Consider the following 18849-nt stretch of genomic DNA (forward strand, 5'->3'; position numbering starts at 1 on the left):
TCAAGTCGCGGGCGGACATCAGCCCAGCTCGAAGGTGGTGACGCCGAACACGCGTTCGTGCGCGATCGCCGGGGGAGGGCCGAGGTACATGCGTGCGCAGCCGAACACCTCGGTCATGGCCTGTTGCTGCACCAGTGCCATTGCCGCGGGGTTGTTCTGCGGGGCATCGAGAAACAGCGGGCCACCCAGCGCAAATTGCGCCAGGCGCGAGTACAGGGCATTGGCTGCCCGGGCGTCATCGGCGAACAAGGGACCGATCTTGCAGCCTTCCCGGCAGCGCCTGACCACGCCATAGCCGCTCAGCCTGCCGTCGCGCCGACAACCCACGGCGAGTGCATCGGGCTGGGCTATCCAGCCGCTGAGGAAGGTGGCGCGCTCGGCGGGGAAACAGGTGCGGTCGTAATCGACAACCTGCTCGAACGGCACGCTGGCCAACGGCACGATGTCTTCGTCGCCTGCCTGGGAGGAGCGTTGGCTGATCCCGGCACGAAAACGCATGTTGCGATGGGAGAAGACGAAACCACCCTTGGCGTAGTAGTCCTGCATCGCGAAGACGCCGTCCATGCCGATGCTCGCGCCAGGGTGCAGGCGGGTGAGGAGGCGCTCGCGGCGTGCGTGCCAGAGGGTATTGCCCAGTCCTTGACCGCGAAATTCGGGCCGGACGATGAAAAACCCCATGAAACCGAAATCGCCATGGTAGGAGGTGATGGCGCCGCCGCCGATCAGTTCGTCGCCCCGGCACGCCGCGATGAAGGCGTCAGGGTCCGTGGCCCAGAACAGCTCGGCATCGTGAAAACCGGGATTCCAACCCTCACGGGCAGCCCAATCGACGAGCTCGTCCAGCTCGGGACGGGTCATGTTGCGTATGACCAGCTGATTCGACACCGCGAAGTTCTCCTCAGTCGCTGACCAGGCCTGTGGTCAATCCCCACGCCGAACCCTTTGGGTATAGCTTCAAGCCGGGTATTGAGCCAGGTCGTCACGTCAGCTCAAGGCGCTCATCGGGGCATTTTCAGGAAGCGCTGTTCATGATCGGGATCAGGCAACAGGCAGGTGTCGTATTTGCCGAAGAGTCGATAACGGTTTAGCGCAATGCGGTCGTAGGCCCAGTCCAGCAGTTTGCGCGGGAAGATGCGCAACAGATTCACCGGGCGCCAGCGTGCGGGCAGCTGGGCAAAGACTTCGAAATAGGCATCCGAACGGTCCCAGTAGTGCCGGTCGCGGATCACCGCCAGGGTGTCGAATCGGTCCAGGGGCAAACCCGCCCAGGCGAGCAGAGCCTGCCCCTCGGGTGACTGAACCGCCGCCAGCCGCAGGCGCCGCTGGCGGTCATGGCGAATCAGGAACCGCACCCAGCCGTTGCACAGTTTGCAGACACCGTCGAACAAGACCACCGTCTCACCGGGTTCGAGCAGTGGCGCGGGCGAGGGGCGGACTTGCGAGGCTGGCATTGGCGTGGGTCCGAGGGAGCCTGGTGATCCCGGATCATAACCGTGTGCCAGCGTTAGCGTCTGCATCGGGCCGATGAGCTAGGCGCCGGTGTGGTGGCGGCGCACTGTTTTACCCGTTTGTCGTTTTTTGGCGCCCTCATCAGCAGCGGGCCGAATGTTGCCAGCAGGCCCAGCATGATCAACGGGAAGAACATCAGCGAATCCAGACCGAAATGGCTGACGATCACGGTGATGGCGGCGGGCCCCACGAGCATGCCGGAGAAACCGATGCAATTGACGATGCCGATGTTGCGGCCCGCATGTTGCGGGTCCCGGCGTCCGGCGGCGGAAATCATCAGCGGCGCGATGCAGGAAAGGCCGAGGCCGAACAACGCGAAGCCGAGGATGCCGGTAACGGCCGTGCCGCCGACGATGGTGAGGGTCATGCCAAGGACGCAGACCGTCCCGCAGGCGAACACCACTTGGGCATTGCCGAAGGTTGCCGCCAGCCGGTCGCCAAACAGACGCCCGATGAACGCCGCACCGACGAATATCGACACCGCCATGCCCGCGGTGGAAGTCGAGGTGGAGAACTCGCGGCGAATGTATTCCTGGCCCCAGTCGGCGATTGCGTTTTCACCCATCATGCTGCCCAGCAGCAGGGTACCGAGCGCAATCATCACCAGAAACGTTTTGGTCGACGGCCCCTTGCCGATTTCATCTGCGGTCTGAGCGCCCGCTTGCCAGTCGCCCAGGGCAGCGTCGGGGACGTCATGCTTGCCCAGCAGCCACCGGCTGAATATGCAGCCGACGATCAGCATGGCGATACCCAGCACGGTAAAGGGCACTTGTACGCTGTCGGTGTAGAACCCCGTCAGCCAGCTGCAGGCCATCCCCAGCAGAAAACCACCCAGCGAATAGAACGCATGGAAGCCGGACATGATCGAGCGCTGATAAAACCGCTCGACCTGCACGCCATGGGCATTCAGCGCCGTATCCAGGGCGCCGCGCAGCAAACCCAGGACAACGCCAAAGCACATCGCGAACCAGAAACCGCTGACGAAACCCAGCGGGATAATCGACAGCGGGTAGGCGAGGGCGCACACGGTGATCACCGGTTTTGCACCGAAGGAGTCCAGCAGACGGCCGACCAGCAGTGCGCCGGCCGCCGAGCCGACGCCGACCCCGAGTGCGATCAGGCCGAAGTTGGCGTCACCCAGCTCACCGGTAAAGCCCAGTTGTGTCCTGAACACACTCACCCCGGTCGACCAGATGTACATCATTGCGCCGATCATCATGAATCCGAGAAAGGTCGCGATACGCGCCTTGCGGATGCGTTTGGGCACTGGAGTTTTTTTAACGTTATTCATTACGCTGCATTGTCCCTGTTGTTTTTGTTGGGTGTGCATGCAAAAGCTGGATAAGACGAGAAAGGGTTATACGTATAACTCCAGCAAAAATAGCATTGGTGGCGCCACTGATGTCAACTGTTTCGAGCGTCATTCTCAAGTCAGGCGACGTATAGCACGCAACCCGGTTCACCGAGGCTGCCGGTTTTTAATGGATCCTGTGGCCGAACGGATTATTTTGAGTTATACGTATAACTGGAAATAATCCGAGCACAGGGGTGTCCGTGTCGTCTCAAGAATTGCTACTGCCGTGCGCTACGCCTCATCTGCCGGCCTATCGATCGACGTTCCTGTTGTCTGGGGTGTGCATGGGCGCCTGGGCGCCGTTGGTGCCCTATGCGCGCACGAGGGCGGGGATAGACGACGCGGCACTGGGGCTGCTGTTGCTGTGCCTTGGCCTGGGGTCACTGGTGATGATGCCGCTGGCGGGCATTCTCAATGCGCGCAGGGGCTGTCGCTTTACGATGCACGTGGGTATTGCCCTGGTGCTGCTGACCTTGCCTTTGTTGGCGACGACGCATTCCTTCGCCGGCTTGATGTTCAGTCTTGTCGTGTTCGGGGCAGGGTGTGGGTCGGTCGACGTGACGATGAACGTTCAGGGCGTCATGGTCGAACGCGCGACCGGACGCTCGCTCATGTCCGGCTTTCATGGGCTGTTCAGCCTTGGAGCGATTATCAGTGCGGCAGGTATCACCGCATTGTTATGGCTGGGCGCCACGCCGTTGGTGGCAAGCAGTGCGGTCATGGCGATCCTGGTCGCCTTCGTCCTCACGCATGGCCGGCAATTGCTGGGGCGCAGCGGTGACGAAGGCGCCCCGATATTTGTCAGGCCAACCCGAAAGGTATTACTGCTGGGTATGCTTTGCCTGTTCGCCTTCCTTGCGGAAGGGGCGATCCTCGACTGGAGCGCGGTGTTCCTGGCTGACGAGCGAGGTGTCCAGCACTCGCTGGCCGGCCTGGGCTACGCGGTGTTTGCGGTCATGATGGCGCTGGGCCGATTGAACGGAGACCGGATACTGTTGAAGCTGGGCGCGCGGGTGGTGCTCATCGGCGGCGGACTGGTGGTCATGTCCGGGTTCGCGATGGTGGTGTTGGCCAATGACTGGCTGTTGAATCTCGTGGGGTTCGCGGTGATAGGCGCAGGTCTGGCCAACATCGCTCCGGTCTACCTGTCGCTGGCAGGCGCGCAAACGTCGATGCCCGGTGAGCTGGCCATTGCCGCCGCCACCAGCCTGGGCTACCTCGGCATATTGATGGGGCCGGCGGCCATCGGGTTCGTCGCCCATGCAAGCAACCTCTCGCTGGCATTGCTCGTCGTTGCCTCGTTGATGATCGCGATCATTTTCAGTGCCACTCGACTGGTTCCGAAGGTTTCGCCGCAACGGTTACACTGAGCACATGGCGTTTTTTTACTGACCTCTCATGAGGTTTTCAAAACAGATCGGGAAGCAAGCGATGGCATCCGTTTCAATGAAAGATGTAGCACTGGCGGCGGGGGTGTCTCAGCCTGCGGTGTCTTACGCCTACAATCGCCCATCCAAACTGTCCGAGGCCCAACGTGAGCATATCCTTGCCATAGCCGCGTCATTGGGCTACCCGGGACCCAATGTGCTTGGCCGCAGCCTTCGCTCGGGCAAGATCGGGGCGATCGGGTTGATGATGATGGACAAGTTGTCCCTGGCGTTCGCCGACCCTTGCACCGTTGCCTTGCTGCGCGGGATCAGCGAGGTGGGCGAACTGGAGAACGTCGCGCTGACGTTGTTCCCGCTCAACAACAATCGGATCATTGGCCGCACACCCGCCGCGAACCACGGCAGCCTCGCGCTGCGCGGGCTGGTGGATGGCTTGATCATCTCGACCCTGCCTGACGACCATCCAGCCGTGCTGGCCGTGGTGAAACAGAACATTCCGTTTGTGGTGATCGATTCGCCGTTGGTGGAAGGTTCTTTTTTTGTCGGGATCGATGACCGCGGTGCCGCACGCGCGCAGATGCGTCACTTGCTCGAGCTGGGGCACCGCAAGATAGGGGTCATCATCGACCGTCTGAACCCGGACGGCTATCGCGGCCCTATCGACCGGCACCGCTTCAAGAGTGCCAGCGAGCGTATCGTCAGGGAGCGGCTGACCGGCTATGTGGAGGAGGCCAGTGCAGCGGGCCTGGCATTCGAGGACCTGAGCATCATCGAGGCCGGCGGGCTGGATTCGACGTCCGGGCAAGCCGCGGCCTTTACCTTGCTGACATCCAGCGACGTCACGGCAGTGGTTGCCTGTTCGGATGTCATGGCGATCGCGTGCATGAAAACCGCCCACGCGCTCAATCGCGAGGTTCCACAAGCCCTTTCGGTGATTGGCTTCGACGATATTCCCGAGGCGGTGCAACTGGGCCTGACCACCATTGGCCAGCCCATCGTCGAGAAAGGCGTCTATGCGGCAAGGCTGTTGACCGAGCAGTTGAATGCGCCGGCCGATGCTCCGCTGGCGCCTGAACAGAAGATTTTCGCCACCAAGCTGATCGTGCGCACTTCGACGCGCAAGGTGCAGGACGCTTGACACCGTTCGATGAACAAGGCTGCGGTGACAACCGCAGCCTTCACTTTCACCCTATGCCGTTCACGGCGCCAATTGCCTGAAGTTCGCCGCGACCCGCAGGGCGTTGGCGGCGATGGTGAGTGCCGGATTGACCGCGGCCGATGACGGGAAGAAAGAACTGTCGACCACCCAGACATTGTCCAGGTCATGCATCTTGCAATTGGTGTCCAGCACGCTCGACGCCGGGTCCTTGCCCATGACCGCCGTACCGCATTGATGGGAGTTGGTGGCAATGCCCATGCGCGCTTTCAGGATCAGCGGGTAGCCAGCCGCCCGCATGACCTGGCTGGTCTTGCTCACCAGGCCTTCATGGGCCTTGAGGTTGTTGGGTTGCCAATGGACCTTGATCGCACCGCGCTCTGCGTCATAGGTGACCCGGTTCTCCCCGGTCGGCAGGTCCTCCGACGTCAGGTACAGGTCGACGCTGTGATCGGTGATATAGCGCGAGGCGAACTTCGGCAGCCACGGACGCATGGAAGTGATCATCGGTTCGCGGATTTTCCCCAGCATCTGCACGTTCCCCAGGGGGAACGAGTTGTTCGCACCGGCGCTGTACCAGTCGTTGATGGCCAGGGTCTTCTGGAAGATCACCTTGTTTTTGCGTCGAGGGTCGACCGCCAGCATGAAGGTGCTGTTGTGCACCATGTAGTTGCGACCCACTTGCCCGGAACTGTTGCCCAGGCCTTCGGGGTGCTGTTCGTTTGCCGACTTGAGCAACAGCGCGGCGCTGTTCACCGCTCCGCAGGCCAGAACGAAGCGCTTGGCGTGCAGCGTCACGGCGCGACCATCGATCAGGCCGTGGGCGTGCGTGACTGTGCGCCCGTCCGCTGCGGTTTTCAGTTGCTTGATCGTGGTACGGGTCAGCAACCTGACGCTTGCGCTGCGCAAGGCCGGTCTCAGGGCAGAAACTTCAGCGTCAGCCTTGGCGTCCAGCAGGCAAGGATAACCATCGCACGTTGAACACAGTACGCAGTCACCGCCATTGCCATAGTCCACGGCCGCAGGCATCACGAAAGGCTTGAGGCCTGAGCGGCGCATGCTCTGCTCCAGGGAAGCCAGGGCAGGGTCGTGCTCGAGCGCCGGTTGTGGGTAGGGGCCCGAGCGCCAGGGCTCGCTGGGATCGACGCCTGCCTGGCCGTGTACCCGGTAGAGTTTTTCCGCCTCGGCGTACCAGGGTTCCAGATCGGCATAGCTGATCGGCCAGGCCGGGGAGAGGCCTTCGGCGTGGCGGATTTCGGCAAAGTCTTCTTCGCGAAACCGTGGCAGCATCGCGCCATAGAATTTGGTGTTTCCGCCGACGTAATAAAACACCCCAGGCGAAAAGGGTTGGTTGGCTTCGTCCAGCCATTGCTCGGCATTGCGGTAACGGCCTTGTCCGAAGACCGATTCGGCACTCCAGTTGTGTATTTCTCGCGGCAGGAAATCCCCGCGTTCGACGATCACGATGTCCAGCCCGCTGTCACGCAGTGCATGGGCAAAGGTCGAACCGCCCATGCCCGAGCCGATAATCACCACATCACAATTGATATTGCCATCTGCATCAGGTGTCACCACGTCGAGGGCGCGCGGTTCGCGCGGCGCCCCCGATTGTGGATTCAGCTCTGCATGATGCGAAATCAATGCATCACTCATTTGAGCTGCTCCAGTTCTTACAGGTGTTGTTCGGAATTGCGGATTTGCCAGTACTCGTCCTGACGTTCGTCAGTGATGTATTCGGGAATCGGGAAGTCCCACCAGCCCGGTACCCAAGGGCCGGCGGCGTCGCGGTCGGTCGGGATTTCGATCAGCACCGGAGCGTTAAGGTCCAGGGCCTCCTGGAGGATCGGCTCAAGGTCTTCCGGGCGCTCCACACGGTAAGACTTCAGGCCGAAGGCTTCGCCCACCGCTTTGAAGTCCGGGCTGTATGGCGTGCCGTCCGGATGGTTGAACTCGGTGCCGATATGGCGGCTGGTCTGCTTGCGCTGGCCACCGCGAATCGACATGTACCCGGCGTTGTTCTGGATCATGAACACGACCGGAATGTTGTTGGTCACGCAAATCGCGATTTCCTGCGACGTCATCAGGAAATCACCGTCGCCCAGGATGCAGACCACCGGCTGGTTCGGCGCCGCCAGTTTGGCGCCGATGGCGGCAGGCACGGCCCAGCCCATGGAGGAGAACCCGCCGGAGGTCAGGTGCGTGCGCGGGGTATAGACCGGGAAGGTCTGCTTGACCGCGCCCTGGGTGTTGCCGGAACCGACCACGACGATGGTGTCGCGCGGGAAGATCTTGCGCAACGCGCCCAATGGACGTTGCGAGGTGAACGGGAAACGGTCGGAGTCACGACGGCCGGCCAGTTTGGTTTCCCATTCGTCCTGATAACCGCGCAGGTCGCTGAGGTACTCCTCGCGATCGACAGTCTGGCCTTTCAGGCCTTCGACGATATGGGCCAGCGCGTGTTTGGCGTCTGCACAGATGCCCACGGTGACGGGGTAGTTCTTGCCAATTTCGTGCGGGTCGATGTCGATGTGGATCAACTTCGACGGCGGAATGGCGAAGGTCACGCCCTTGGCATAACTGGACGACGACCAGTCGGTGAAGCGGCAACCCACGGCGATGATCACATCGGCGGTGGAGGCTACTTTGTTGCCGCACATGGTGCCGGTCTGGCCGACGCTGCCGGCGAACAACGGGTGGTCTTCGGGGAAGCCGCTTTTGCCGTTCCAGGTGGTGACCACCGGAATCTTCCAGGCCTCGGCCAGGGCGAGCACTTCAGCGCTGGCCTCGCCCGTGATGACACCACCACCGATGACCAGCACCGGGCGCTTGCAGGCCTGCAGTTCTTCAACGGCGCGGGCCGTGGCCGCCGGATCCGGGAAGCACTTGCCGATCGGCGTGCGTTCTTCCAGGGCATGCAGGGTCACTTCCGCGGCTTCGGCCTGGACATCCATCGGGATTTCCAGATGCACCGGACCCGGGCGGCCGGTGACCATCGAGCTCCAGGCCCGATGCATCATGAACGGCAGCTCTTCAACACGCGTCGCGACCCAGTGGCGCTTGGTCACGGCTTCGGCGATTTTCGGGAAGTCATTGTCGGTGTAGCGTTCCAGCTCCTGCAGCAGACCGTGGCCACGCATGTGCGTGGGCGGCCCACCAGTGATCAGCATCAGGCTGGTGGAGTCGGTGAACGCGGTGGCCATGCCGATCACGGTGTTGGCAGCACCGGCACCGATGGAGGTGACCGCCGCCATCGGCTTGCCGGCCACGCGGTAGTAACCATCGGCCAGATGCACGGCGCTCTGTTCGTGGAAGACCTGGATGAACTTGAGTTTCGAGTCTTCTTCGAGGAAGGCGTCGGTGAGTGTCCAGATACCGTGGCCGGGAATGCCGGCGACATACTCGACGCCGTAGTTTTTCAGGGTTTGTGCGACGATCTGGCTGCCGGTCAATTTGCTCATGACAGGACTCCTTGGGTTGATGAAAGCGGGGTGGATGCGGTGGTTTTGCCGTGACCTTCAGCTCGTCCGCGCGTTGCCCAGTTCAGGCCCTGTTTGGTCAGGCGGCGGATATTGGGATCGGCCAGGTTGCTGGTGTCGTGTCCGATGGAGTGGTAGAAAACGCGCCCCAGGCCCCACTGGCGTACCCAGGCAACCGGGCTGCGATGGCCCTTGATCCACGGGAACGGGTTGCCATCGAAGGTGGTTTCGGCGAGCACATGGATGTTCGGGTCCACCTGCATGTAGTACTGCTCGGAACGCACCTCGAAATCCTCGACGCCTTGAGTGACCTCATGCGTGCGGTCGATGACGTTGACCTGGTAAGGATGGGGAAAGCCTTCGCCCATCGGATGCTCGAGAAAGGAGCCGCCCAGTACCCAGTGGTACTTGAGGCTTGCGCGAAAGGCCGCCCCCGCACCGTGCCAACCCACCAGGCCGGTGCCGCTTTCGATCGCTTCGAGCAGGCGGTTTTCCTGCGAGGCGGTCAGCGTTTCCGTGGTGACCGCGTTGTTCCAGCCAATCACGATCAGGTCGTAACCGGTCAAATCCCTGTCCAATGTGAAGATGTCGGTGGACTCTTCAACGTCGAAATCCAGCTCCTGGAAAACGGTCCGGGCCCATGCGGCGATTTCATAGGGGAAATGGCCGGGCCAGCCACCGTATAGATACAAGACTCGACTCACGGTTGGTCACCTCTTAAGTTGGGTGTGATTGTTAGGTTATACGTATAACCGCTTATTTAAGCTATCACTCAAAACGGCGCTGTCAATGCCTTGATCAAATTTAATGGAATAGCCAGGCCGGCTTGGGTTTGCGTGGAGATGCGGTGAACAAGCACGGACAGTAGAACGGTTTTGTTCAAGTCGGTTTTGATAATAAAAGGTTATACGAATAACACGATCGCCCGCGCCAGAGCGGCTGCGCTGCCGCAAGTGCTTCAACTTTGCGTCTGTGCTGCGTCAGATCGCGTCAGCAATAAGGCGGCTGCGAAATTGCCCGGAGCAGGGGGGTGCGAAAAGATGTTTGCCAATGCTGAGTGCATGTTGCGTGCATCAAGAACCACCAGGAGCAAATTGATGATTCGTTATCTGAAAAAAAGTAAGCCGGTCGAAGCCCAAGCCGAAATCGCTGCGCAAGTGCGCGATACGGTCGAGCAGATCATTGCCGATGTCGCCAAAAACGGCGATGCAGCCGTTCGCGAGTATTCGAAGAAATTCGATAAGTGGGAGCCTGCCACCTTCCGCCTGACCGACGAAGAAATCGCCGCGTGCGTCGCCAGTCTTTCGGAACAGGAAATCGGTGACATCAAGTTTGCGCAGGCACAGGTGCGGCGATTTGCCGAAGTGCAAAAAGCCTCGATGCACGATGTCGAAGTCGAAACGCTCCCGGGCGTGATCCTCGGGCATCGCAACATTGCGGTGAACTCGGTGGGCTGCTACATCCCTGGCGGCAAGTATCCATTGCTGGCATCGGCACACATGAGCGTATTGACGGCCAAGGTTGCGGGCGTCAAGCGCGTGGTTGCAGCGGCGCCACCGTTCGACGGCAAGCCTCATCCGGCCATCGTGACGGCCATGTACCTGGCCGGCGCCGATGAAATCTATTGCGTTGGCGGCGTCCAGGCCATTGCTGCGTTGGCGTTGGGCACCGATGCCTTCAAGCCGGTCGATATGATCGTCGGCCCGGGCAACGCCTATGTCGCCGAAGCCAAGCGTCAGCTGTTCGGCAAGATCGGCATCGACCTGATTGCCGGCCCGACCGAAACGCTGGTGATCGCCGACGACAGTTCTGACGTCGAAATCATTGCCGCGGACTTGCTCGGGCAGGCCGAGCACGGCGTCAACTCGCCAGCGGTGTTTTTGACCAACAGCGCTGAGCTGGCGGAAACCCTGCCGGCGGAAATCGAGCGCCAGCTGGGCATTTTGTCGACCGCGCCCGTGGCCTCCGTTGCCTGGCGTGACTATGGCGAGATCATCCTGTGCGACACCGTGGACGAACTGGTCGAGGAAGCCGACCGCATTGCCTCCGAACACGTCCAGGTCATGACCCGTGACCCTCTGTACTTCCTGGAACACATGACCAACTACGGCGCGTTGTTCCTCGGGCAGCGCACCAATGTCTCCTACGGCGACAAGGTGATCGGCACCAACCACACACTGCCCACCACCGGAACCGCGCGTTACACCGGCGGCCTGTGGGTCGGCAAGTTCATCAAGACCTGCACCTATCAGCGCGTCCTGACTGACGAAGCGTCTGTGCTGGTCGGCGAGTACTGCTCGCGCTTGTGCGGCATGGAAGGTTTTGCCGGGCACAAGGAACAGGCGGATATCCGGATTCGCCGCTACAAACAGGCGGTCTGATCGTCCAGTGGTAAAAAAGGCTCCCCATTCGGGGAGCTTTTTTTTGGCTTTCAGCGATGGTCGTTAACGATGACGCGTGTGAACCCGGATTTACGCGGCGCACTCGAGCCCATCGCCGGCAAGCCGGCTCCTACAAGGTTTGAAGGTCACGAGATTCCGTGTGGGAGCTGGCTCGCCAGCGATGGTCGTTAACGATGACGCGTGTAACCCGGATAAAACGCAGCGCACTCGAGTCCATCGCCAGCAAGCCGGCTCCTACAAGGTTTGAAGGTCAGGAGATCCCGTGTAGGAGCTGGCTCGTCGGGTCGCCGCATCGCAGCGATGGTCGTTAACGATGACGCGTGTAACCCGGATAAAACGCGGCGCACTGGAGTCCATCGCCGGCAAGCCGGCTCCTACCCGAGCGACGCCACGCTGTTGAGCAGTGTCTTGACCAGTTGCGCCTGGCGGGTGGCGCCGGTCTTGGCGAACACTCCGCGCAGGTGGGCGCGCACCGTGTTGCGGGAAACCCCGAGGGCCAGGGCTGTTTCGTCGAGGGTTTGCCCGTCCATGACGAGCATGGCCACTTCGGTTTCCGTCGGCGTCAGCTGGAACAGGCTGCGCAGCAGGTTTCGCGATGCCTGCGGTGAATCCGACGGGTCGCGGATGAATACCGCCACGGCGGGCCGGCGTGCGCCGTTGCGGGCTTGATAGCTCATGGGGATGGGGCGCAGCAGCAAATTGAGTGGCATCTCGCCGCTTGGCCGGGTCAGGGTCAACACTTCGATGTCATCGAGGCCACGCTGGCGTTGTTTCAATACGGCCTGGATGGCTTGTTGCACCCTGCGGTTCTGTTGGCTGGTGAAGGCACAGAGCTTGTCGTGCCGGCATTCCAGGCCGTCACGGCTGTCAAACAGGCGCTGGGCCGCGCGGTTGCAACGCATCATGGTGCCGTTATCGTCGAGGATCGCCGTGCCCACCATCAGACGGTCGATGGTCGCGGCATAGAGTTGGCGTTCGGAGTCCAGTTGCTCTACGGCCGAATGCAGGTCCACCGCTTGTTGCAGGTGGGGCAGGAGCAGGCGGATCAGGGCAGTCTCCGCGGCATCGAAGTCGCGGCTGGCGTGGTTGCGGCAAGCGAACAACGCGCAATGCATGCCCGTGGGCGTGCGCATGTTGGCGACCAGAACGTGGCGCAAATCCAGCGGCTGCAGATAATTACGGTAGAAGTCGTGGGCCAGCCAGGTCTCCGTTCCCAGCACCTGATCGGCACTGGCCACCTGCTCGACGGGCCAGTCGATGAAGGGGCAGATCGAGTAGTACTGTTCGCTGTAGAACGGCTCGCCTGGCAGCAGCGGACCATGAATCGACGCGTTGACGATCAGCCCCGGCCGTTCATGGTCGGGGTTGCGCAGCACCAGGGTGAAGAAGCTTGCCTCGAAACGCTGGCGCAAGGTTTCCAGCAGGCCGGACCAGGGGGTCGACTCAAGGGGGCCTTGATAGACCAGGGCAAGCAAGCTGCTGAGTTCGGCAGACGGAATGTCGGTATGGGACTGAAGGTCCTTGCAGGCCGGAAAAGGGAGGTTCATGGATGCGCCTCACTATTGCTTGTTATTGTCGTTCGAGTATTGATCGCGCCCACGGCGGGAAAATCGTCCGTATGGCTTAGGCTGGCAATCGGGTTATGTGATAGGGCCGCGCCACACCGGTACAGGCCGGTATAGCGCTGCTCATTGGCTTTTACAGTGCCCTCAGTGCCTCGACGATACGCTCGGCGGCCGTTTCGGCCGACTCATGGCGGGTATCGATGTGGATGTCCGGCGCTACCGGCGGCTCGTAAGGCGAGTCGATCCCGGTGAAGTTCTTCAGCTCACCGCGCCGGGCTTTCTGGTACAGGCCCTTGGGGTCGCGCTGTTCGGCCAGGGCCAGCGGCGCGTCGACGAAAATCTCGAGGAAATTGCCGTCTCCCGCCAGGCGGCGTGCCATCTCGCGCTCGGCACGGAACGGCGAGATGAACGACACCAGGGTGATCAGGCCGGCATCGAGCATCAGCTTCGCCACTTCCGAGACCCGACGGATGTTCTCCACCCGGTCGGCTTCGGTGAAGCCCAGGTCGCGATTGAGGCCATGACGGACATTGTCGCCATCGAGCAGGTAAGTGTGCCGGCCAAGGGTGTGCAGCTTGCGCTCCACCAGGTTGGCAATGGTCGACTTGCCCGCACCGGACAACCCGGTGAACCACAGGATTCGCGGTGACTGCCCCTTGAGCGTCGCATGGGCTTCGCGGTTCACGTCGATGGCCTGCCAGTGCACGTTCTGCGCGCGACGCAAGGCAAAGTGCAGCATGCCGGCGCCGACCGTGCGGTTGCTCAAGCGATCGATAATGATGAAGCCACCCGTATCGCGGTTGTCGGCGTAAGCATCGAAGGCGATCGGCCGGTCCAGGTGCAGGTTGCACACGCCGATACCGTTCAGCTCCAGGGTTTTCGCCGCCAGGTGTTCCAGGCTGTTCACATCGACCCGGTGCTTGAGGTTGGCGCAGCTCATGCTGACGGTCCGGCAGCCGATCTTCATCAGGTAGGGACGCCCGGGCAGCATCGGCTCTTCGTCCATCCACACCAGCGTCGCTTCAAACTGGTCGGCAACGGCCGCCGGTGCATCGGCCAGCACCATCAAGTCGCCGCGGCTGATATCGATTTCATCCTTGAGGGTCAGGGTGACGGCCTGGCCGCAAACGGCTTGCTGCTGTTGCCCGGCGCTGCCGAGGATGGCAGTGACTTCACTCTGCTGCCCCGATGGCAGCACGCGGATACGATCACCGACGCTGACGCTGCCGGCCGCGACATTGCCGCAGTAACCACGGAAATCGAGGTTCGGCCGATTCACCCATTGCACGGGCAGGCGAAACGCGGCGTCTACTTGTCGAGCCTGCTCAAGCGGGACGTTTTCCAGATGCTGGAGCAGGGTAGGCCCCTGGTACCAGGGTGTGTTCGGGCTGGCTTCAAGCATGTTGTCGCCACGCAGAGCCGAGAGCGGGATGCACTGGATGTCATGCAGGCCGATCTGCTTGGCGAACGCGCGATAATCCGCTTCGATGCGCTCGAACAACGCTTGTGAATAGTCCATCAGGTCCAGCTTGTTGATGGCGACCACAACCTTGCGGATGCCCAGCAGCGACACCAGGTAACTGTGCCGGCGGGTCTGGGTCAGTATGCCCTGGCGGGCATCGATGAGGATCACCGCGAGGTCGGCGGTCGAGGCGCCGGTGACCATGTTGCGGGTGTATTGTTCGTGGCCGGGGGTGTCGGCAACGATGAACTTGCGCTTGTCGGTGGCGAAAAAACGGTACGCCACATCGATGGTGATGCCTTGCTCGCGCTCGGCGCTCAAGCCATCGACCAATAGGGCGAAATCCAGTTCGTCACCCTGGGTGCCGAGCTTTTTCGAGTCGGCTTCCAGTTGGCCCAACTGGTCCTCGAACAGTACCTTGGACTCATACAGCAGGCGGCCGATCAGGGTGCTTTTGCCATCGTCGACACTGCCACAGGTAATGAAACGCAGCAGCTGCTTGTTCTGTTGCTGTTGCAGATAGGGCGTCAGGTCGTCATTGAAGGTTTCGTTCAGCGCGCTCATCAGAAATACCCCTCTTGTTTCTTTTTCTCCATGGAACCGGCCGAGTCGCTGTCGATCAGTCGCCCCTGACGTTCAGACGTACGGCTGACCAGCATCTCGCTGATGATCGCCGGCAGGTTGTCGGCGTCGCTGTCGATGGCGCCGGTCAGCGGGTAACAGCCGAGCGTGCGGAAACGCACCTTGCGCATTTGCGGGGTTTCGCCCGGCTTGAGCGGCAGTCGCTCGTCGTCGACCATGATCAGCGTGCCGTCGCGCTGCACGACAGGACGCTCCTTGGCGAAATACAGCGGCACGATGGGGATCTGTTCGAGGTAGATGTACTGCCAGATATCCAGCTCGGTCCAGTTCGACAACGGGAATACCCGCAGGCTTTCGCCCTTGCGCTTGCGTGTGTTGTACAAGCGCCAAAGCTCGGGACGCTGTTGCTTGGGGTCCCAGCGATGCTGTTCCGAGCGCAGGGAAAACATGCGTTCCTTGGCCCGCGACTTCTCTTCATCGCGGCGGGCACCGCCGAAAGCCGCGTCGAAACCATAGTGGTCCAGGGCCTGCTTCAGACCTTGGGTCTTCCACACGTCGGTGTGCAGGGACGAGCCGTGGGTAAAGGGATCGATGGCCTTTTCCACGCCCTCGGGATTGATATGCACCAGCAGTTCCAGGCCCAGGCGTGCAGCGGTCTGGTCGCGGAAAGCGATCATTTCGCGAAACTTCCAGGTGGTGTCCACGTGCAGCAAGGGGAAGGGCGGCTTGCCCGGGGCGAAGGCTTTCATCGCCAGGTGCAGCATCACGGCGCTGTCCTTGCCGATGGAGTAAAGCATCACCGGGTTTTCACATTCGGCGACCACTTCGCGGATGATCTGGATGCTTTCCGCTTCCAGCCATTGCAGATGAGTCAACATCGGATACCTCCTCGAGTTCTGCCGGGTTGGGCTCCGGCTGGACATCACGGTAGGTAAAGCGCCACTGGCGCTTCTTCGTCTGCTCGGACGAAGAGGGCGCCAGCGGCTGAGGGTCACGCGACGGACGCGTAAAGCGACTCGGCGCGGACCTTGAGGGCCCGGGCAACGGCGTCGAAGCCCTGTTGCACCCAGGGACCGTGGTTGGCCATGACCTGGTCTGCGGTCGCGCCGAGGAACTGGTCGGTGGTGTGGTAACGGCAACTGTTCGCGCCGGTGCGTTCGATCAACTGCTCGCGCCGGGCGGCGTCGGGGTTGTCGGCGTTGGCGTACATCTCCCAGGCGAGTAACCGGTGGGGTTCGATGTCCGCCAGGTACTCGATCACGTGCAGCAGCTCACCTGGCCGGCGTGGGTCAGGCAGGAACAGATTGACCGCTTCGCCCAATTGCAGGCTCGACTCGACCTTGACGGTGTACGGGTTCCACTGCGGATAACGGGCAAGGTCGATCAGTATCGACCAGACAAAATCGGCCGGGGCGGCGATGTCCACGGTCACTGACCGGACCAGGTTTTTCTCTGTGGGCATGGGTAACTCCTCTGAGGATGACGGCGCACCGCGAACAGCGGCGCGAACAAGCCTTGGGCTCAGGCGCGATCCTCACCGCTCGGGGGCAGACCGTTCCTCGTCCAGGCGGACTAGGCGGGCACTTAGTCCGCTCGGACGAAGAACCGGCAAGCGGGTACTCCCTAATGTCACTGGCAGAGGCGGGATGTCCGCCAGCAGTGGAGAGCGACATGGTTACAGACAGGATCGATCAGGAGGTTGTCAGCGGTGAGAGCTGGAACCTCTTTTGCGAGCAATTGCGCCGCAGCGGCGAGCAGATACTGCGCCGCGAAGCGCCGGACGATGTGCAGACCCGTGCCGAAGGCTTTCGCTATCTCACCCGGTTACTGCGCATTGCCCTGGAAATGCACCTGGAATTCGCTGACCCGGACTTTCCGGGCTTCATCACGCCGTCCCATGAAACCGCGAAAATCGGCGCTGACAACCCGGATAACCTGTACAGCTATGCGCGTCTGAACGGCGAGCATGAGTACCGGGTCAGCGGTCACCGTGGCAGCGTTGCCTACCTCAGCTTCGGCTCCCAGAAGGGTGGCTACGAAACGGATGGCAAGATGACCCAGACCGGCTTCCTCGATGCCGGGCTACTGGCGCTGGATGCCGAGGGTAACTTCGAAATCATCCTCAGCCAGCGCCCGCCGGCCCAAGGCAACTGGCTGCGACTGGAGCCGCAGAGCAATGCCCTGATCGTGCGCCAGACGTTTCTCGACCGCAACACCGAGCAACCGGCACAACTGCGAATAGAGCGCCTGAATGCTGGCCTGGCACCCGAGCCGCTGACCGCACAACGCTTGCAGCAAAGCCTGCAAAGGGTGGGCAGTTTCGTCGAGAACACCGCCCGACTGTTTGCCGATTGGGCCCAGGGTTACCAGGCCCACCCCAATCAGCTGCCGGCCGCTGACCAGGCGCTGTGCCAGTCAGTGGGGGGCGACCCGAACATCTTCTATTACCACTCCTATTGGGCCCTGGCCGCAGACGAGGCGTTGCTGATCGAGGTCGACCAGGTGCCCGACTGCGACTTCTGGAATCTGCAGATCAACAACTACTGGATGGAGTCGCTCGACTACCGCTACCACCGCATCTGCCTGAACAAGCATTCGGCACGCCTGGACGCCGATGGCCGCTTGCGCATGGTGCTCTGCGGCACTGATCCCGGCCTGGCGAACTGGCTGGAAACCGCCGGCCATCCGCACGGCACCCTCTGTCTGCGCTGGGTGGGGGCCAAGCATCCGGTGCACCCGACCACACGCGTGGTCAAGCTCGATGAATTGAAGGAGAGTGTGCGATGAGCGCCGAGGATTTCGCCCTTGATGCCTTGCTGGCCGAAGCCAGCGCCCGTGCGGGAGGGCTCGATGATTTCGGCCCCGGCGAGTTCCGCCAGGGTCTGCTGGTACTGGCTGACGCCCTGAACAATGAAGCGTGCCTGTCGTCCTCCGGGCGGGAGCTGTTGCGCGAAAAACTGCTCGGGCAACTGGTCAACCGCCTGGTCATGGAGGATCACCTTCGGCGTTACCCGGACATCCTCGAACAACCCATCGATGATCCCTTGGTGATCGTCGGCCTGCCGCGCACCGGCACCACGTTGCTGCAGCGCACACTGGCGGTGGACCCGCAGTTCAGCAAGGCGCAGTGGTGGGAAACCCGTTACCCCGCACCCTTGCCCGGAGAAACACTGGAGCAGCCACTCAAGCGCATCGCCCGGGCACGCGCCGAAGTCGCGGGAATGATCGAATTCCTCCCGCAGTTGCTGGCCATCCACCCGTTGGACGCGGAGCAGCCCGACGAGGAATTCATGCTCATGGAGCACTCGTTCCTGTGCGCCATGGATTCCTACGTCAATGTGCCGAGCTATACCGCCTGGCTTGACGCTCAGGATCAGACGCAGGTGTATCAGTACCTCAAGCGAACCCTGCAGTTCCTGCAATGGCAGCAGGCTCGTCGCGGCATCGAGCCTGGTCGCCGCTGGTTGCTCAAAAGCCCGCAGCATCTGCATACCCTGGAGCTGCTGTTCGAGGTTTTTCCCAAGGCGCAGGTGGTCCTCACTCACCGCGAACCGGCGAAAACCATTCCTTCACTGGCCAGCTTTATCCATACCCTCTGGTTGCTCTACAGCGACAAGGTCGACGCCGAGGCCGTGGGCGAGCAGTGGAACCGCCGTATGGCCCGTGCATTGCGCCATGCGATGGCCGTGCGCGAGTGCATGCCCGCAGCGCGTTTCCTTGATGTGCACTTCGAAGACACCGTGGCCGAGCCGCAGGCGGTAGTCGAAAGGATCTATCAGTTTGCCGGTCTTGAATTGACCCCGCAGACCCGATCGGCCATGGGGCAATGGCTGCAGGCGAACGGCCGTGAAAAGCGTGCGGTTCATCACTACAGCCCCGGCCAGTTCGGCCTCAGCGAAGCGATATTGCAACGCGACTATGCCGAGTATCGAGCCCGGCACATTCAGGCCTGAAA

15 protein-coding genes are annotated in these 18849 nt (G+C 61.7%); 5 read left to right on the plus strand and 10 right to left on the minus strand.

Annotation, left to right across the window (positions count from 1 at the left end; genetic code table 11):
• Nucleotides 1-18 precede the first annotated feature (18 nt).
• The 3 genes from AB4O16_RS00895 to AB4O16_RS00905 all read right to left on the minus strand — a co-directional run bounded on the left by AB4O16_RS00895 (nt 19) and on the right by AB4O16_RS00905 (nt 2800).
• Nucleotides 19-885 carry a GNAT family N-acetyltransferase gene (locus tag AB4O16_RS00895; protein WP_460156756.1) on the minus strand — a complete coding sequence of 289 codons (867 nt, stop codon included), beginning with the start codon at nt 883-885 and terminating at the stop codon, nt 19-21.
• 113 nt (nt 886-998) lie between these two features.
• The gene (locus AB4O16_RS00900; RefSeq protein ID WP_160386953.1) at nt 999-1451 is read right to left on the minus strand and encodes a thiol-disulfide oxidoreductase DCC family protein; all 453 of its coding nucleotides are present in this window, start codon (nt 1449-1451) and stop codon (nt 999-1001) included.
• Between the two features lie 53 nt (nt 1452-1504).
• Entirely contained in the window at nt 1505-2800 is a 1296-nt protein-coding gene (locus AB4O16_RS00905; protein WP_460156757.1) for an MFS transporter, read from the minus strand.
• A 347-nt stretch (nt 2801-3147) separates the two neighbouring features.
• On the opposite strand from AB4O16_RS00905, the gene AB4O16_RS00910 reads away from it, so the two are divergent.
• Both AB4O16_RS00910 and AB4O16_RS00915 read left to right on the plus strand, forming a co-directional pair.
• Nucleotides 3148-4233: an MFS transporter gene (locus AB4O16_RS00910; protein WP_256678274.1), complete on the plus strand. Its 1086-nt coding sequence runs from the start codon at nt 3148-3150 to the stop codon at nt 4231-4233.
• Between the two features lie 61 nt (nt 4234-4294).
• The gene (locus AB4O16_RS00915; RefSeq protein WP_460156758.1) at nt 4295-5389 is read left to right on the plus strand and encodes a LacI family DNA-binding transcriptional regulator; all 1095 of its coding nucleotides are present in this window, start codon (nt 4295-4297) and stop codon (nt 5387-5389) included.
• A gap of 60 nt (nt 5390-5449) precedes the next feature.
• Here AB4O16_RS00915 and AB4O16_RS00920 read toward each other — a convergent pair whose 3' ends face one another.
• Genes AB4O16_RS00920 through AB4O16_RS00930 form a run of 3 tightly spaced genes read right to left on the minus strand, consistent with a single transcriptional unit; the run spans nt 5450 to nt 9587 of the window.
• Nucleotides 5450-7060, minus strand: coding sequence for an FAD-dependent oxidoreductase (locus AB4O16_RS00920; RefSeq protein ID WP_460156759.1), 1611 nt, complete (start codon nt 7058-7060; stop codon nt 5450-5452).
• A gap of 17 nt (nt 7061-7077) precedes the next feature.
• On the minus strand, nt 7078-8865 hold the full coding sequence (locus AB4O16_RS00925; RefSeq protein ID WP_160386949.1) for a thiamine pyrophosphate-binding protein: 1788 nt from the start codon (nt 8863-8865) through the stop codon (nt 7078-7080).
• Nucleotides 8862-9587 (minus strand): ThuA domain-containing protein, encoded by a 726-nt coding sequence (locus tag AB4O16_RS00930; protein WP_160386948.1) that lies wholly within the window; start codon nt 9585-9587, stop codon nt 8862-8864. The genes AB4O16_RS00925 and AB4O16_RS00930 overlap by 4 nt, the downstream gene beginning before the upstream one ends.
• Nucleotides 9588-9980: 393 nt before the next feature.
• On the opposite strand from AB4O16_RS00930, the gene hisD reads away from it, so the two are divergent.
• Nucleotides 9981-11264 carry a histidinol dehydrogenase gene (hisD, locus tag AB4O16_RS00935; protein ID WP_160386947.1) on the plus strand — a complete coding sequence of 428 codons (1284 nt, stop codon included), beginning with the start codon at nt 9981-9983 and terminating at the stop codon, nt 11262-11264.
• Between the two features lie 395 nt (nt 11265-11659).
• Here hisD and AB4O16_RS00940 read toward each other — a convergent pair whose 3' ends face one another.
• From AB4O16_RS00940 to AB4O16_RS00955, 4 genes are all read right to left on the minus strand, one after another.
• Nucleotides 11660-12832, minus strand: coding sequence for a helix-turn-helix transcriptional regulator (locus AB4O16_RS00940; protein ID WP_460156760.1), 1173 nt, complete (start codon nt 12830-12832; stop codon nt 11660-11662).
• 151 nt (nt 12833-12983) lie between these two features.
• On the minus strand, nt 12984-14876 hold the full coding sequence (gene cysN / locus AB4O16_RS00945) for a sulfate adenylyltransferase subunit CysN (RefSeq protein ID WP_460156761.1): 1893 nt from the start codon (nt 14874-14876) through the stop codon (nt 12984-12986).
• On the minus strand, nt 14876-15772 hold the full coding sequence (gene cysD / locus AB4O16_RS00950; RefSeq protein ID WP_460156762.1) for a sulfate adenylyltransferase subunit CysD: 897 nt from the start codon (nt 15770-15772) through the stop codon (nt 14876-14878). The genes cysN and cysD overlap by 1 nt, the downstream gene beginning before the upstream one ends.
• A gap of 113 nt (nt 15773-15885) precedes the next feature.
• Nucleotides 15886-16356 (minus strand): SRPBCC domain-containing protein, encoded by a 471-nt coding sequence (locus tag AB4O16_RS00955; protein WP_460156763.1) that lies wholly within the window; start codon nt 16354-16356, stop codon nt 15886-15888.
• 209 nt (nt 16357-16565) lie between these two features.
• Here AB4O16_RS00955 and AB4O16_RS00960 point away from each other — a divergent pair, with 209 nt between their 5' ends.
• Nucleotides 16566-17681 (plus strand): DUF1214 domain-containing protein, encoded by a 1116-nt coding sequence (locus AB4O16_RS00960; RefSeq protein WP_460156764.1) that lies wholly within the window; start codon nt 16566-16568, stop codon nt 17679-17681.
• Nucleotides 17678-18847: a sulfotransferase family protein gene (locus AB4O16_RS00965; protein ID WP_460156765.1), complete on the plus strand. Its 1170-nt coding sequence runs from the start codon at nt 17678-17680 to the stop codon at nt 18845-18847. Before AB4O16_RS00960 ends, AB4O16_RS00965 begins: the two co-directional genes overlap by 4 nt.
• The last annotated feature ends 2 nt before the right edge of the window (nt 18848-18849 follow it).

The sequence above is a fragment of the Pseudomonas sp. S2_H10 genome, assembly GCF_054668285.1.